Source organism: Nocardioides campestrisoli, from assembly GCF_013624435.2.
Classification (GTDB): domain Bacteria; phylum Actinomycetota; class Actinomycetes; order Propionibacteriales; family Nocardioidaceae; genus Nocardioides; species Nocardioides campestrisoli.
In genome coordinates, this window is record NZ_CP061768.1 from 100,923 (window position 1) to 115,750 (window position 14,828).

At 73.3% G+C, this 14,828-nt stretch carries 15 protein-coding genes; 3 read left to right on the plus strand and 12 right to left on the minus strand.

The window, feature by feature from the left end:
* Positions 1–16: 16 nt before the first annotated feature.
* Positions 17–352, plus strand: a complete 336-nt coding sequence (locus tag H8838_RS00490; RefSeq protein ID WP_181310023.1) for a YnfA family protein — start codon at positions 17–19, stop codon at positions 350–352.
* A gap of 90 nt (positions 353–442) precedes the next feature.
* On the plus strand, positions 443–1,225 hold the full coding sequence (locus tag H8838_RS00495) for an MBL fold metallo-hydrolase (RefSeq protein ID WP_185995504.1): 783 nt from the start codon (positions 443–445) through the stop codon (positions 1,223–1,225).
* Here H8838_RS00495 and H8838_RS00500 read toward each other — a convergent pair.
* The 6 genes from H8838_RS00500 to larB form a co-directional block, all read right to left on the minus strand.
* Positions 1,136–3,265 (minus strand): phage holin family protein, encoded by a 2,130-nt coding sequence (locus H8838_RS00500; RefSeq protein WP_185995503.1) that lies wholly within the window; start codon positions 3,263–3,265, stop codon positions 1,136–1,138. The two genes, H8838_RS00495 and H8838_RS00500, sit on opposite strands and share 90 nt — an antisense overlap.
* Before the next feature lie 128 nt (positions 3,266–3,393).
* Positions 3,394–4,662: an arginine deiminase gene (locus H8838_RS00505; RefSeq protein ID WP_185995502.1), complete on the minus strand. Its 1,269-nt coding sequence runs from the start codon at positions 4,660–4,662 to the stop codon at positions 3,394–3,396.
* Positions 4,663–4,672: 10 nt separating this feature from the next.
* Positions 4,673–5,485 carry a GNAT family N-acetyltransferase gene (locus H8838_RS00510; RefSeq protein ID WP_224766294.1) on the minus strand — a complete coding sequence of 271 codons (813 nt, stop codon included), beginning with the start codon at positions 5,483–5,485 and terminating at the stop codon, positions 4,673–4,675.
* Between the two features lie 24 nt (positions 5,486–5,509).
* Positions 5,510–6,136, minus strand: a complete 627-nt coding sequence (locus H8838_RS00515) for a TMEM165/GDT1 family protein (RefSeq protein WP_224766295.1) — start codon at positions 6,134–6,136, stop codon at positions 5,510–5,512.
* A complete protein-coding gene (gene larC, locus H8838_RS00520) occupies positions 6,133–7,347 on the minus strand; it encodes a nickel pincer cofactor biosynthesis protein LarC (protein ID WP_185995501.1) in 1,215 nt (404 codons plus the stop codon). The genes H8838_RS00515 and larC overlap by 4 nt, the downstream gene beginning before the upstream one ends.
* Positions 7,344–8,039: a nickel pincer cofactor biosynthesis protein LarB gene (larB, locus tag H8838_RS00525; protein ID WP_185995500.1), complete on the minus strand. Its 696-nt coding sequence runs from the start codon at positions 8,037–8,039 to the stop codon at positions 7,344–7,346. The genes larC and larB overlap by 4 nt, the downstream gene beginning before the upstream one ends.
* 75 nt (positions 8,040–8,114) lie before the next feature.
* Between larB and H8838_RS00530 the strand changes: the two genes are divergently transcribed.
* A complete protein-coding gene (locus tag H8838_RS00530; RefSeq protein ID WP_185995499.1) occupies positions 8,115–8,531 on the plus strand; it encodes an antitoxin in 417 nt (138 codons plus the stop codon).
* Positions 8,532–8,552: 21 nt separating this feature from the next.
* Here the strand turns inward: H8838_RS00530 and H8838_RS00535 are convergent, their stop codons facing one another.
* The 6 genes from H8838_RS00535 to H8838_RS00560 form a co-directional block, all read right to left on the minus strand.
* Complete coding sequence (locus tag H8838_RS00535) at positions 8,553–10,046, minus strand: SDR family NAD(P)-dependent oxidoreductase (RefSeq protein ID WP_224766296.1); 1,494 nt, start codon at positions 10,044–10,046, stop codon at positions 8,553–8,555.
* Between the two features lie 252 nt (positions 10,047–10,298).
* Positions 10,299–10,943 carry an MBL fold metallo-hydrolase gene (locus H8838_RS00540; protein ID WP_185995497.1) on the minus strand — a complete coding sequence of 215 codons (645 nt, stop codon included), beginning with the start codon at positions 10,941–10,943 and terminating at the stop codon, positions 10,299–10,301.
* A complete protein-coding gene (locus H8838_RS00545) occupies positions 10,943–12,055 on the minus strand; it encodes an S-(hydroxymethyl)mycothiol dehydrogenase (protein ID WP_185995496.1) in 1,113 nt (370 codons plus the stop codon). Before H8838_RS00545 ends, H8838_RS00540 begins: the two co-directional genes overlap by 1 nt.
* A gap of 142 nt (positions 12,056–12,197) precedes the next feature.
* Complete coding sequence (locus H8838_RS00550) at positions 12,198–12,674, minus strand: DUF305 domain-containing protein (protein ID WP_181310013.1); 477 nt, start codon at positions 12,672–12,674, stop codon at positions 12,198–12,200.
* 239 nt (positions 12,675–12,913) lie between these two features.
* The gene (locus tag H8838_RS00555; RefSeq protein WP_185995495.1) at positions 12,914–13,447 is read right to left on the minus strand and encodes a metallophosphoesterase family protein; all 534 of its coding nucleotides are present in this window, start codon (positions 13,445–13,447) and stop codon (positions 12,914–12,916) included.
* 9 nt (positions 13,448–13,456) lie between these two features.
* A complete protein-coding gene (locus H8838_RS00560; protein ID WP_185995494.1) occupies positions 13,457–14,797 on the minus strand; it encodes an HNH endonuclease signature motif containing protein in 1,341 nt (446 codons plus the stop codon).
* Positions 14,798–14,828: the final 31 nt, after the last annotated feature.

Here is a 14,828-nt window from a genome sequence, read left to right on the forward strand (position 1 = left end):
ACGGCACGCTGTGCCCATGACGACCACCCGCTCGATCCTGCTCTTCGTGGCGGCCGCGCTCGCCGAGATCGGCGGCGCCTGGCTGATCTGGCAGGGGGTCCGCGAGCACCGTGGCTGGCTCTGGGCCGGCGCCGGGGTGGTCGCGCTGGGGATCTACGGGTTCGTCGCCACCCTGCAGCCCGACGCCAACTTCGGCCGGATCCTCGCGGCGTACGGCGGGGTCTTCGTCGCCGGCTCCCTGGCCTGGGGGATGGTCGTCGACGGCTTCCGTCCCGACCGGTTCGACATCGTCGGCGCGGTGATCTGCCTGGTCGGCGTCGCGGTCATCATGTACGCCCCACGGGCGGGCTGACCGCAGCTGACCGGGCTGACGCGGACTGAGCGCCGCGTCGACCGCATCGACCGCGTCGACCGCGCTCCGCGGCGCCGTTAGGCTCGGACGATGGACGGAGCCCCGGGGCCGCTCCGGTTGACCTGGCTGGGCCACTCGACCGTGGTGATCGACCTGGCCGGCACGCGGCTGCTCACCGACCCGCTGCTCCGCGCCCACAACACCCTGCTGCGGCGCAGCCCGCCGCCACCGCGCCCCGAGCAGTGGGCCGGCACGGACGCCGTCCTCCTCTCCCACCTGCACCTGGACCACGCCGAGCTGAGGTCGCTGCGACTGCTGCCCGGGGTGCCGGTGCTCACCGGGCCGGACAACGCCCGCTGGGCGACCCGGCGCGGGCTGCGCGGGGTGGCGCCGGAGGGGTGGGCGACGGTCGGCGACGCGCAGGTACGGCTGGTGCCGGCGGTGCACCACGACCGCCCGCTGCCGCACCGCCCCCAGGACGCGCACGGGCACCTGCTGCGTGCGCGCGGGACGACGGTGTGGTTCGCCGGCGACACCGAGCTCTACCCGGCGATGGCGGACCTGCCGGGGCTGGCCGGGGCGGACCGGCTGGACGTGGCGATCGTGCCGATCGGGGGGTGGGGACCGCGCCTCTCCGGCGGGCACATGGGCCCGGAGCAGGCCGCGCGGGCGTGCGCGACCACCGGCGCCCGCTACGCCCTGCCGGTGCACTGGGGCACCCTGCACGCGCCGCTGATGAGGCAGGTGGGCGGCTGGTTCGACCGGCCGCTGGACGCCTTCGTCTCAGCGGTCGCCGTCGGGGCGCCCGGGTGCGAGGTGGTCCGCGTGGCTCCCGGCGAACCCTGGACGCTCGACCTCGGCCCCGGCCGCTGAGACCAGCCGCTGGCCGCTGCGCCGCAGGAACCCGAGCAGCACCTGGTGCAGCTGGTCGGCGCCCTCGACCCGGTCGGGGATCGAGTCGCCGAACTCGCTGGGGGCCAGCAGGACCGCGCTCTCCTGCCACCCGCCCAGGCCGCCGTGGGCCCCCACCAGCTCCTCGAACGCGGCGATGTCGAGGGTGTCCCGCTCGACCAGGCTGTTGACGTAGAGGTCGGGCGCCTCCGGGCGCAGCACCGCGCGGGCCAGCAGCCGGCGCGCCGGTTCGCCGTACTCGCGCAGCGGGTCGCTCCCGGTGACCTCGCCGGTCGCCAGCTGGCACCGGCCGTCGTGGCCGTAGGCCCACGGGACGCCGGCGTCGTCGAGGCCGGCGACGAACCCCACTCCGGGGTGCGCGGTGAGGCCGGGCAGCAGCCGCGGCCAGCGCCGGTCGAGCTCGTCGACGCTGAGCCGGCTCGGGCCCTGGACCTGGAGCAGGCCCAGGTTGCCCGAGGCCAGCACGACCACGTCCTGCGCCCGGTCGGTGTGCCCGGACCTTCCCTCGTCGACCGCCTCGTCGACCCGGCGCTGCGCGGGACGGGCGACGCGGCCGGCCAGCCCCTGGTCGCCGAGGTCCTGGACCAGCGCGCCCGCCCGCGCCCACCCCTCGTCCGCGGCCTCGGGGTGGCGGACCTCGACCGCCATCAGCCCGGCGCAGACCGCGGAGAGGTCCTGGCCGTAGCGGTCGGCGAACGGCTGCCCCTGCGACTGGCCGTGGTCGGAGACCACCACCAGCCGGTAGCGTCGCGGCGCCCGCGCGGCGAGCTGCTCGAGCTGGGCGAGCACCCGGTCGAGCCCGTCGAGCGCGGCGACCGACTCGTGCCGGAAGATCCCCGCGTGGTGGGCGATCTCGTCGTAGTCCACGTAGTCGACGTAGACGACCTTGCGGCCGGCGAGCATCTCCTCCGAGACCAGCGCGGTGTTGAGGTCGCGCTGGAGGGCGTTGGTCAGCGCCCGGAGGAAGGCGAAGGTCCACGTCCGGGGCACCCGCGGCTCCAGCCCCTGCCGCACCTGGACGCGTCGCTGCCAGCGCTCCTTGACCACCTCGCCCACCGTGCGGGTGAAGCTGCGGGCGAAGCCGGTGGGGGTGAGCATGAACCAGGCCAGCGACCGCTTGGTCTGCAGCGACCCCGGGCTGGCGGCCACGTGGCTCATGGTCAGCAGCGACCGTCCGGCGTCACCGGAGAAGAGGTTGGAGATCGACGTCCCGTCCTCGCAGAGCAGGCCGCGTCCGTCGCTGGCCCGCTCCTCGATGATCCGGGCGTCGGCGGGGTGGTTGGCGACCAGCACCCGGCCCAGCTCCCGGTCGTACCACCGGAAGCCGGGGACGCCGTCCACGGTGCCGTGCAGGATGCCCAGCTGGCTGGCGGGCGTGGTGCACGGCAGCTGCGGCGTCCACTCGGTGAGGAGGTGGCTGCCGGAGCCGACCCACCGCCGGATCGTCGGCACCCGGCCGGCCTGCACGGCCCAGCGCAGCACCGGGAAGGGCACGCCGTCGAGCTGGACCACGACCAGCCCGTCGACCTCGGGGTCGGGGACGGTGACCGCCCGGTCGCGCCGGGCCAGCGCGCTGGTGAACGAGGCGTCGGTGCCCGCGGAGGCGACGTACGCCGCGAGCGTGCCGGCGACCGCGGAGACCCAGCTCACCACGAAGGCGACCAGCCAGGTCGAGGTGATCCCGGGCACCGTGACCATCGCGACGTGCATCACCACGCCCTGGACGACGAAGGCCAGCGGCAGCACCGTGAGCCAGGCGATCCGCACGCTCACCTCGACCAGCACGGGTCGCACCAGCAGACCGACCAGGCCGCTCACCGCCGCGACCAGGGCGAGGTCCCACAGGGAGGAGGCCGAGAGCTCGGGCAGCAGCAGGGCGCTGAGCCACAGCGCCGCCGTGGAGACCGCCCAGGTGGACAGCAGCCGGCCGACGTCGGAGAGGGTGAGCCGCCAGCGGCTCGGCCCGGGAGCGCGCCGGCGCGCGGGTTCCTCGCTCGACATCGGCGCCTCCAACCCCGGGCGGGGGCTCCCGCCGCGGCCCGTCTCCATCCCTACCCCGCGCCGCCACGGTTGGGAATGGTCCTGGGACAGGGCGCCCCCGGGTCAGGCGGTCGGGTCACGCGGTCGGGTCACATCGTCGGCAGGGGCGTCCGCGAGACCGGGCAGCTCATGCACCGCGGCCCGCCGCGACCCGACCCGAGCTCGGAGCCGGCGATCCGCACCACCTCGATGCCGGCCGCCTCGAGCCGGGCGTTGGTCTGGTCGTTGCGCTCGTAGGCCACCGCCACCCGTGGCGCCAGGGCGAGGGTGTTGTTGCCGTCGTCCCACTGCTCGCGCTCGGCGGTCACCGGGTCCAGGCCGGTGTCGATCTGGTGCAGGGTGTCGATCTGCATCGCCTTGGCCGCCGCGACCAGGAACGGCTCGGCCGGGGCCACGAGCAGCTCGTCGGGGTCCCCACCCTCGCCGGGCTCGGCGCGGGTGACGGCGTACGCCTGGAGGGAGTCGGCGAGGTTGGGGTACATCACGATCTTGTCGACGTCGACCATCGTGCAGACCGTGTCCAGGTGCATCGTCGCCCGCTCCTGGGTGATCGGCACCGCCAGCACGGTGTGCGCCAGGCCCTCGGCGAACAGGTGACGGGCGAACCGCTCCGCGCCGGCCGGCGTCGTCCGCTCGCCCACCCCGACCGCGACCACGCCCGGCGACATGAGCAGCACGTCGCCGCCCTCGACGTTCTCGTGCTGCCAACCGTGGATCGTCGAGGTGCCCGCGAACCGCGGGTGCCGGGTGTAGATCAGCTCGGTCAGCTGGGTCTCCCGGCGCCGGGCCGGCAGTGCCAGCGAGGTGATCGCGACCCGGTCGCCGATCCACACCGAGGAGTCCCGGGTGAAGAGCAGGTTGGGCAGCGGGTCGATGAGGAAGTCGTCCTCGGCCAGCAGCGAGGTGACCAGGCCGTGCCCGCCGCGGACCTCGTCGTTGCGCACCCCGGCGGTGAGGAAGAGCGCCAGCTCCTCGGGGGTGCGGTCGTGCAGCGAGTCCCGCAGGTAGGTGGCCAGGGTGTCGCCGAGGTGCAGGGTGTTGGTCACCCCGTCGATCGCCCGCTCCCGGGCCTCGGCGTCGGCGAGGGTCTCGACCAGCAGCTCGGTCAGGTAGAGCACCTCGACCCCGCGCCCGCGCAGGGTCTCGGCGAAGGCGTCGTGCTCCTCCTGGGCCCGGCTGACCCAGGGGATGGCGTCGAAGAGCAGCTTGTCGCTGTTGCGCGGGGTGAGCCGCTTGAGCTCGGGGCCGGGCCGGTGCAGGAGCACGGTCTCCAGGGTGCCGACCTCGGAGTCCACCCCGAGCCGCGTGCTGGAGCCTGTCTCGGTCTTGCTGGGGCCGGTCGCGCCTGTCGAAGCCATGGCGGGCACTTTAGTGGGCGGGCCCAGCGTCGTCCCGCGTCGCTGTGCCCGTCGTGGGGGCGTGCTCGTCGGCGAGGATCGCGTAGCGCAGCGAGTCGGTCCACTCGCCCTGGGACCAGAAGTCCTGCCGGAACAGCCCCTCGCGCGTCATCCCCAGGCGTTCGCAGAGCCGGGCGGAGGCGAGGTTGCGCGCGTCCAGGCTGGCGTAGACACGGTGGAAGCCGTAGTGCCCGAACGCCAGGTCGAGCAGCGCCCGGGCGGCCTCGGTGACCAGGCCGCGTCCGGCGGCGTCGGGGTGGACCGCCCAGCCGATCTCCGCCTGGCTGTGGTGCGGCGGCTTGAACATCAGCAGCACGTCGCCGACCACCCGGCCGTCGAGCTCGAGCAGCAGGCCGAGCGCGGGGGGCTCCGGGTTGTCCTCACGGTGCCAACGGAGCCGTCGCTGGATGGACGCCGCGAGGTCGGTGCGGTCCTGGACGCCGAACGGCAGGTACGTCGCGACGTCCTCCCGCCCGTAGTAGGCGAGCAGGTCCTCGAGGTCGTCGGGGGTGGCGGGTCGGAGCACCAGCCGCTCGGTGCGCAGCGGCAGCTCGGGCAGTGAGGGCCTGAGCCAGGCCAGCGCGGCGGCGGAGAGCCACACCGGCGGCTCCCCGGGCCACTGCCCGACTGCGTCGCCGAGGAGGCCCCGGCCCACGGGATCTCGCCGGTCCGTCTCCAGCAGCGCCAGCCCGCGGCGGGCCGTCTCCACCAGGCGGTCACGCTTCACGGCGTCCGCCCGTACCTCTGCCTCGGTCGGTTGTGCCTGCGTCGGGTGGTGGGTCACGTCGTCACTGTGGCAGGGCCCGGGTCAGCCTGTCAGCAGCTCGTACGCCGAGAACAGGGCCAGCACCAGGCAGACGCATCCGCCGGCGTAGTGCAGCACCGAGAGCTTCACCTTCGCCAGCAGCACCCGGCCGACGATCACGGCCAGGCCGGAGACGGCGAGCAGCGCCCCCCAGGCGCCGATGAAGACGGAGACGGGGTCGTCGTACTTGGCGACCAGGGAGAGGGTGAGCAGCTGGGAGAGGTCGCCCCACTCGGCGGCGAAGAGCACCAGGAAGCTGGTGAGCACGACCTTGAACCCGGTCACCTCGCCTCGGGCGGCGGCCTTCTCGGCGAACTCCTGCTCGGTCTCGGACTCGCCCTCGGCCTGGTCGTGGCTGCGGGCCTCGCGGAAGAGCAGCACCGCCCCGGCCAGGAAGAGCAGCATCGCCGCGGCCCGGACCACGTCGGTGGGCAGGAAGGAGGCGGCCTTGCCCAGCGCAACCGCGATCCCGGTCTGCACGGCGAAGGCCAGACCGACGCCGATCCAGACCAGCAGCGGCCTGAACTTCGTGCTCATCACCAGGGTGGCGATGAAGGTCTTGTCGGGCAGCTCCACCAGGAACAGGGCGCCGAAGGTCAGCGCGACGACCGCCAGGTCCACAGGGGTCACTCCAGGAAGGTAGTTCGGTCGAAGAAGGCTCGGCTCGCGGCCGACGCGTCCGCCAGCACCTCGCTGACCGGACGGCCCAACGCCTCGGCCGCCCGGACCACGTCGTCGAACTCGGGCTGGGCGTTGACCAGCGTGCCGTCGTGGCGGGCGAGCTTGACCGCGATGGTGCGACCGTCGACCTCGACGCTCACCATCTCACGGTCCAGGGAGTGCTTCCCGAGCGGGACCTCCCGCACGCCGAGGGTGGTGGTGTGCCGGAAGATCGCGTCCCGCACCTGCGCTGCCCGGTCGGCGGCGACGAGCACGGAGAGGGTGTGCGCGGGCCGGCCCTTCTTCATCAGGATCGGGGTGAGCCAGGCGTCGGAGGCGCCGGCGGCGAGCAGGGCGGCGATCACCTGCGGCCACAGGCGCGGGTCCAGGTCGTCGATGTTGGTCTCGATCTGCAGCGGGGGCGCCCCGGCCGGGCCGGTCTCGGCGGCGCCGACCAGGAGCCGCAGCACGTTGGCGTGCCCCTCGGGGTCGCGGCCCCCCGCGCCGACCCCGATCCGCTCGACCGCCATCGCCGGCTGGGCGCCCCAGCCGGTGGCCAGGGTGGTGAGCAGGGCCGCGCCGGTGGGCGTGCACAGCTCGGTCTCGGGGGCGCCGGGCGGACCGGCGTACGACGTCACGCCGCGCAGCAGCTCGGCGACCGCGGGTGGGGGGACGGGCAGGGTGCCGTGGGCGGCGCGGACCGTGCCGGAGCCGACGGCGACCTTGCTGACCACCACCTCGGTGAGCCCGTGCTCGGCGCGGAGCCAGGCGAAGCCGGCGCAGACGCCGACCACGTCGGCGATCGCGTCCAGTGCGCCGACCTCGTGGAAGGAGATCTCCTCGGGGGCGACGCCGTGCACGGCACCCTCGGCGACCGCCAGCCGCTCGAAGACCCGCAGTGCGGCCTCGCGGACCGGCTCGGCCAGGGACGCCTCGGTGAGCAGCGCGTAGACGTCGCGCCAGGTGCGGTGGTGGGTGGAGTCGGCGACCTCGACGTGGCAGCGGGTGGCGGCCAGGGCACCGCGGCGGACGCTCTCGGCGTGGAGGGTGACCGGCTCGGGGGAGACGGCGTCGACCGCGCCCTGGATCACGTCGAGCGGCACCCCGGCGCCGACGAGCGCGCCGAGCAGCATGTCGCCGCTGGCCCCGGAGACCGACGCGTCGATCCAGGCGGTGCTCATCGCTGGACCGACTGCCGGGCGATCCGGGCGGCGGCGACGCCGGCGCCGTACCCGTTGTCGATGTTGACCACGGTGACGCCGGGGGCGCACGAGTTGAGCATGGCGAGCAGGGCGGCCACGCCGCCGAGCGAGGCGCCGTACCCGACGCTGGTCGGGACCGCGACGAGCGGGACGCCGACCAGGCCGCCGACGACCGAGGGCAGCGCTCCCTCCATCCCGGCCACCACCACCAGGCAGTCGGCGGCCTCGAGCCGGTCGCGGACGGCGAGCAGCCGGTGCAGCCCGGCGACGCCGACGTCGGTGATCAGGTCGACGGCGGCACCGTGCACCTGGACGGTGAGGGCGGCCTCGAGGGCGACCGGGGCGTCGGAGGTGCCGGCCGCGACCACGGCCACCGTGCCGCGGGGGGCGGGCAGGGGGCCCAGGACTGCGGTCCCGGCGGTGCGGTCGACCTGCGCGCCGAGGTCGACGCAGAGCGCCTGGGCTTCCTCGGAGAGCCGGGTGGCGAGCACGGCGCGCTCGGGGTGGGCGGCGTGCAGGGTGGCCAGGATCTCCGCGACCTGGACCGGGGACTTGCCGGCGCCGTAGACCACCTCGGGGTCGCCGGTGCGGTGGGCCCGGTCGAGGTCGACGCGGGCGAAGCCCAGGTCGGCGGTGGCCTGCTCGTGCTGCTCGTCGCTCCGGTCCGTCACGCCCTGCAACCTACTCTGGTGAGACCCTCACACCGCCCGCGTGGTGTTCCGTCACCGTGACTCCTGGAGATCCTCATGGCCTTCGCCGACGACATGAAGAAGAAGATCGACGAGCTCGAGCTGGAGAAGCGGCTCAAGGAGCTGGTCACCGAGACCGACAAGAAGACCAGCGAGGCGGTGGAGAAGGCCGGCGGCCTGGCGCACGAGCGTCGCGACGAGATCGCCGGCTGGATCGACAAGGCCACCGGACGGATCAACGAGCAGACCAAGGGCCAGTACGGCGACAAGGTGGAGAAGGTCCGCACCGGGCTGCTGAGCAGCCTGGAGAAGCTGGCGGCGAGGCGCAGGATGACGCCGGTGGCAGAGATCGATGCGCCCGATGCGCCCGATTCGCCCGACGCTGGCGGCCCGGCCACCGACGCCCAGGCGTCCGGTGATGCGCCGGCGTCGCCGCCGGAGTCGGGGAAGCCGACCGACCCGCCGCTGAGCTGACGGTCAGGCCGGGTCCGCGCCTCACCAGGGCGAGGGCTGGTAGTCCTTGACGAAGCAGCCGTAGAGGTCCTCGCCGCGCTCGCCGAGCACGATCGGGTCGTAGACCCGGGCAGCGCCGTCGACCAGGTCGAGCGGGGCGTGCCAGCCCTCGGCGGCGATCCGCAGCTTCTCCTGGTGGGGTCGCTCGTCGGTGATCCAGCCGGTGTCGACGGCGGTCATCAGGATCTTGTCGGTCTCGAACATCTCGCCCGCGCTGGTGCGGGTCATCATGTTCAGCGCGGCCTTGGCCATGTTGGTGTGCGGGTGACCGGCGCCCTTGTAGCGGCGGGAGAACTGCCCCTCCATCGCGGAGACGTTGACGACGTACGCCCGGCGCGCGCCCGCCTGCACCGCGGCCCGCATCGACGGCCGGAGCCGGGAGACGAGCAGGAACGGCGCGATCGAGTTGCACAGCTGCACCTCGAGCAGCTCCAGGGGGTCGACCTCGTCGACGTGCTGGGTCCACGAGTTGGTGGTCTGCAGGTCGGGCAGCAGGCCGCCCGCGTCGACGGCGGTGCCGTCCAGGTGGGCTGCGAGCGAGGCGTTGCCCGCCTTGAGCGCGAGCGCGGTGATCGAGGCTGCCGTGTGCGCGGCCTCGGCGACCTCCAGGGACTCGCCCTCGTGGCTGGCGACGGCGGTGGTGGTCAGCGCGCCCGCTATCGCGGCCGGGTGGGCCTCGGAGATGCCGTCGAAGGTGACCATCTCCGGCAGTGCGATGTGCGCCGGCAGCGGCGCGTCCTCCATCTCGATCAGCTTGGAGTAGGCGCCGGGGGAGCGGCGTACGGTCTGGCAGGCGTTGTTGATCAGGATGTCGAGCGGACCGGCCGCGGCGACGTCGTCGGCGAGGCTGATCACCTGAGCCGGGTCGCGCAGGTCGATGCCGACGACCTTGAGCCGGTGCAGCCAGTCGGCTGAGTCCTCCATGGCGGCGAAGCGGCGGACCGCGTCCTTGGGGAACCGGGTGGTGATCGTCGTGTGCGCGCCGTCGCGGAGCAGCCGCAGCGCGATGTACATCCCGATCTTCGCCCGGCCGCCCGTGAGCAGCGCGCGCTTGCCGGTGAGATCGGTGCGCTGGTCGCGCTTGGCGTGCGACATCGCGGCGCAGCGCGGGCAGAGCCAGTGGTAGAAGGCGTCGACGAGGGTGAAGTCCTCCTTGCAGATGTAGCAGCCGCGCGGGTTGATCAGCTCGCCGGCGAAGGCGCCGGGGGCGTGCGAGACCAGCGGGATGCCGGCGGTCTCGTCGTCGATCCGCATCGCGGAGCCGGTCGCCGTCTGCTCGGTGATCGCCCGGTCGTGGGCCAGCTCCGCCTCACGCTTGCGGGTACGCCGCTCCTTCTTCAGGGCCTTGTACATGTGCGACGCCGCGCGCTTGACCTGGATCAGGTCGGGGTGGTCGTCGGGGAGGTCGTGGAGCTGTCCGAGGACCTTCACGGTGGTGGCGAGGTCTTCGGGGTCGATGCCGTTCTGGTGTTGCACGCAGGGATCGTAAGCCGGTTCAGGCACGGGGCCCGCTTCCTCGCCCGCCGCGGGTGAGGTCGCTCACGGGCTCGGAGCAACACTCCGCGGACGGTTGTCCTCGCGCTCGTACCGACGTGTCGATCGACAGCGAGTGCCGGGAAGACGGTCGCCGCGACCGACTCCCCGATGAAACCTGTCACTTACCTGCCGTTGCAACGGTCAAGAAGTGACGGTTTCACCGGGGACCCGGTGAAACCGACAGCGGCCGACTCAGCCCTCGCCGAGCAGCTCCCGCTCGGCACCGATGGTGGTGTCGTCGCCGTGGCCGGTGTGCACGACGGTCTCGTCGGGCAGGTCGAACAGCTTCGCCCGGATCGACGCCTCGAGCGTGGGCCGGTCGCTGAAGGAGCGACCCGTCGCGCCCGGACCGCCCTGGAAGAGGGTGTCGCCGGTGAACAGGCAGCCCAGCTCCTCGGCGTACAGGCAGACGGCGCCGGGGGCGTGGCCGGGCGTGTGCAGCACCTTCAGCGTGGTGCCGGCGACCTCGATCTCCTGGCCGTCGACCAGGTCGACGTCCCAGAGGTAGCCGTCCTCGGCGTCGGGGCCGCCGTGGGTGAGCTCCCACAGCGGGCGGTCGTCGGGGTGCAGCAGGATCGGCGCGCCCGAGCCGCCGTTCACCGCCTGGCGCAGCGCGGGGGCGACGCGGACATGGTCGTCGTGGGCATGGGTGCAGATGATCGCCTTGACCGTGCGGCCGCCCACGACGGCGAGGATGTCGTCGACCGAGTGGGGTGCGTCGATCACCACGCACTCGGAGTCGTCGCCGACCACCCAGATGTTGTTGTCGACGTCGAAGGTCTCCCCGTCGAGCGAGAACGTGCCCGAGGAGACCGCGTGGTCCACGCGCGCGGCCATCAGAGCACCACCACCGAGCGCAGCACGTCGCCGCCGTGCATCCGCTCGAACGCGGCCTCGACGTCGTCGATGCCGATCTCCTCGGTCACGAAGGCGTCCAGGTCGAACCGGCCCTGGCGGTAGAGGTCGACCAGCATCGGGAAGTCGCGGCTGGGCAGGCAGTCGCCGTACCAGGAGGACTTGAGCGAGCCGCCGCGGCCGAAGACGTCACCGAGCGGGATCTCGGGGACCTTCATCTCCGGGGTCGGGACACCGACCAGGACGACGGTGCCGGCCAGGTCGCGGGCGTAGAAGGCCTGCTTCCAGGTCTCCGGGCGGCCGACCGCCTCGATCACCACGTCCGCACCCTCGGCGCCCTCGTAGGTCTCTGCGCAGATCCGCTTGATCTCCTCCACCGGGTCGACCTTCGAGGAGTCGACGGTGTGGGTGGCACCGAGCTTCTTGGCCGCCTCGAGCTTCTTGGCGTCGATGTCGACGGCGATGATCGGGCTCGCACCGGCCAGCGCGGAGCCGGCGATCGCGGCGACCCCCACGCCGCCGCAGCCGATCACGGCCACCGACTTGCCGCGGGTGACCGCACCGGTGTTGATCGCGGCGCCCACGCCGGCCATCACGCCGCAGCCGAGCAGGCCGACGGCGGCGGGACGGGCGTCGGGGTCGACCTTGGTGCACTGCCCGGCGGCGACCAGCGTCTTCTCCGCGAACGCGCCGATCCCCAGGGCGGGGGAGAGCTCGGTGCCGGCGTCGGGCCCCTCGGCCAGGGTCATCTTCTGCTTGGCGTTGTGGGTGTTGAAGCAGTACTCCAGCTGCCCGCGCTTGCAGGCCCGGCACTCGCCGCAGACCGCACGCCAGTTGAGCACCACGAAGTCGCCGGGAGCGACGCCGGTGACGTCCGAGCCGACGGCCTCGACGATCCCGGAGGCCTCGTGGCCCAGCAGGAACGGGAACTCGTCGTTGATCCCGCCCTCGCGGTAGTGCAGGTCGGTGTGGCACACCCCGCAGGCCTGGATCTGCACCACGGCCTCGCCCGGACCGGGGTCGGGCACGTTGATGGTGGTCACCTCGACGGGTGCGCCCTTGGCACGGGCGACGACGGCCTTGACCTGCTGCATGTGGTGCTCCTTCGCTGGGGGGAGCCCGGGGGTCACCCGGGGACTGGTCCGACGTTACGGCGCGACCGGGCGCCGTATCCAGCAGGGGTGGAGCAGCTCCTGAACGGAGTGTGAGCCCCGTCGCAGGGGCATCCGGGGACGGTCAGCGCAGCGCGCGGGCAAGCCGGCGTACGGCGGCCAGCTGCAGGCAGTGCGCCGGGATCGAGGTCTCGGCGATCCGGCGCGCACGCCGGTTCTCGCCCCGCTCGACCTCGAGGCGGGCGTTCTCCTTGGAGGTCTCCGCGTAGGTGGTGAGGTGCTCGATGAACGTCGCGTCGAGCTTGTCGCCCTCGAGGTCGCGCAGCTCGATCGCGTCGGGGTAGGGGCCCAGCGGCGCCGCCAGCTCCCACTCGCGCAGGCAGGAGGTGATCTCGTTCAGCTGGGTGGTCTGCGCTGCCAGCACCTCGCGGGCCAAGGTGCGGATCTCCGGCCGCGACCCCCGGGTCGAGACAGCGCGGCTGATCGCCATCGCCACGTGCAGGGTGGCGCGGGTCATCTCCACGTAGTGGATGTCGATGTCGTTGGTGTCGGCGGGCCGGACGTCGGCTCGCGCGGTGACTCCTGAATCCAGAACGGGCATGTTGATCCCTTTGCTTGGTGGTGCGGAGTGCGTTGCCCGAGACGGCAGGAGCAGATCTGTCACACAGTTTCCACCAAAGTAGCGGTCCCCGGGCCGGAAGCCTCATCCGCGCCACAGGTCTGCGCTTATCGCGCATGAGTCGGATCGAGTGGCTGACCGGCTCCGACGATGTGGCACGCGGGAAGAAGTTGTCCTCGATCCTGCACGGCTGACGGAGGGGGCAGGGACGGAGCAGACGCTCAGGCCGGCTCTCGGGACGGGCCGGTCTCGCGGGGCGGGAGCCGGTGCAGGGTGACGTCGCGCAGCACCCCGTCCTCGGCGACGGCGGTCATGTAGGTGCAGTGCGGCTGACGGCGCCGGTCGGTGGGGGAGCCGGGGTTGAGCAGCCGCAGTCCGGTGGCGCTGGTGGTGTCCCAGGGGATGTGGCTGTGGCCGAAGACCAGCACGTCGAGGTCGTCGTACGCCGCCGAGCACCGCTCCTCGCGGCCCTTCGCCTGGCCGGTCTCGTGGACCACACCGAACCTGATCCGCTCGATCTCGACCCGGGCGACCTCGGGAAGCCGTTCGCGGAGCTCCCCGTGGTCGTTGTTGCCGAAGACACCCACCAGCCGGGCGGCGCGGTCCTCGAGCTCGTCGAGGAGGCGGACGTCGACCCAGTCGCCCGCGTGGATGACCACGTCGGCGGTCTCCACCTCGTCCCACACCTGGGCCGGGAGGTCGCGGGCGCGCTTGGGCAGGTGCGTGTCGGCGATCAGCAGCAGACGGGTGGGCATGCCTTCTTCCTACCGTCTCCGGTGGAAGCGCCACTCGCCGGAGGGGTGGTGGCGCAGGTCCCAGCCGGGGTCGTGGGCCTTGCGGTGGTGGCCGCAGAGGGGCAGGCCGTTGTCGAGGTCGGTGGGTCCGAGGCTCCCCCAGGAGAGCCGGTGGTGATGGATCTCGCACCAGGCGAAGGGGCGTTCGCAGCCGGCCGCGGCGCAGGTGTCGTGGGTCAGGGACAGGCCGCGCCGTTGGGTGACGCTGTGGAGGCGCCGTTCCCGGCCCAGGTCGAGGGGCTCGGACTTCCCGCCGAGGACGGCAGGGACGAGGCCCGCTTCGCAGGCCATGCGGCGCGCGTCGCCGGCGGTGATGTGGATGCCGGTGTCGAGCTTGGCGGCGCCGAGGCCGTCGAGGAGGCTCTGGAGGTCGAGGGTGACCAGGACGGTGGCCTGGGAGGGGGCGAGCCCGGTGGTGGGGAGGTGCTCGATGAGCTCGCACAGGCCTTGCCCCTGGGTCTCCAGGTAGGACTGGGACTCGGGTGCGGTGGGGTCGACCGTCGTGGTCGTGGTGCCGTCGGCGGCCCGCTTGATCGAGAGCCGGCGCGGTGAGGTGAGGTGGCCCAGGACGGTGGCGAGCAGGTTGCCGTGGAGCTCGGGGATGCGGAACTTCCCGCTCCAGGTGCCGTCGCCGTTGTCGTGCAGGGACAGGAATGTCTCCCGGTCCGCGCCGTGCTTCTCGCGGGTGAGCAGGGCGTGCTCGTGCTCGTCGGCCAGGCCACGGTCGAGGGGGTCGAACATGCGGCGAGCGGCCTGGCGTAGCCGCTTGGCGTTCATCGGCCTGCCGGTGCGGGTGGCCTCGCCGGTGGCCTTGGCGACCAGGAGCTCCTCGGCGGCGCGGACCTGCTCGGGGGTCGCGCGTTCGGGAGCAAGCTCGGCGGCGTGGACGATGACGCGCACCTGGTCGGGTCGCAGCCTGCCGGCGGCGAACGCCTCCCGGGTGGCGTGGTAGGTCGTCGACAGGAGGCGCCCCAGGCGCAGCCCGGATGCCTGGGACTCCCGGGTCGTGCCGAGGAGCCGGGCGAGCCAGGCGTCCGTGCCGGTCGCGGCGCCGCCCACGTCGGGGTCCTCGGCGATCCGGCGGACGTCAGCCTCGGTGCAGAGGGCCAGCCGCAGGGCGGTGGCAGCGGACTCGAGCTCGGCGGTGCGCTGCAGCACCTCGGCGAGGTCGGCCGGACCGAGCGTGCCGGGTGCTACTCCGCCGGCCGCGCGGACCGCATCCTGAGCGGCGGCGACCAGGGCAGCGACCAGGCAGGAGTCCGGCGACTGGCTCGGGCCCCGGGTCGCGGTCGGCGGCACTGCGGTGGTCATAGGTCGAGTCAACCGGCCCCCACCGACAGTC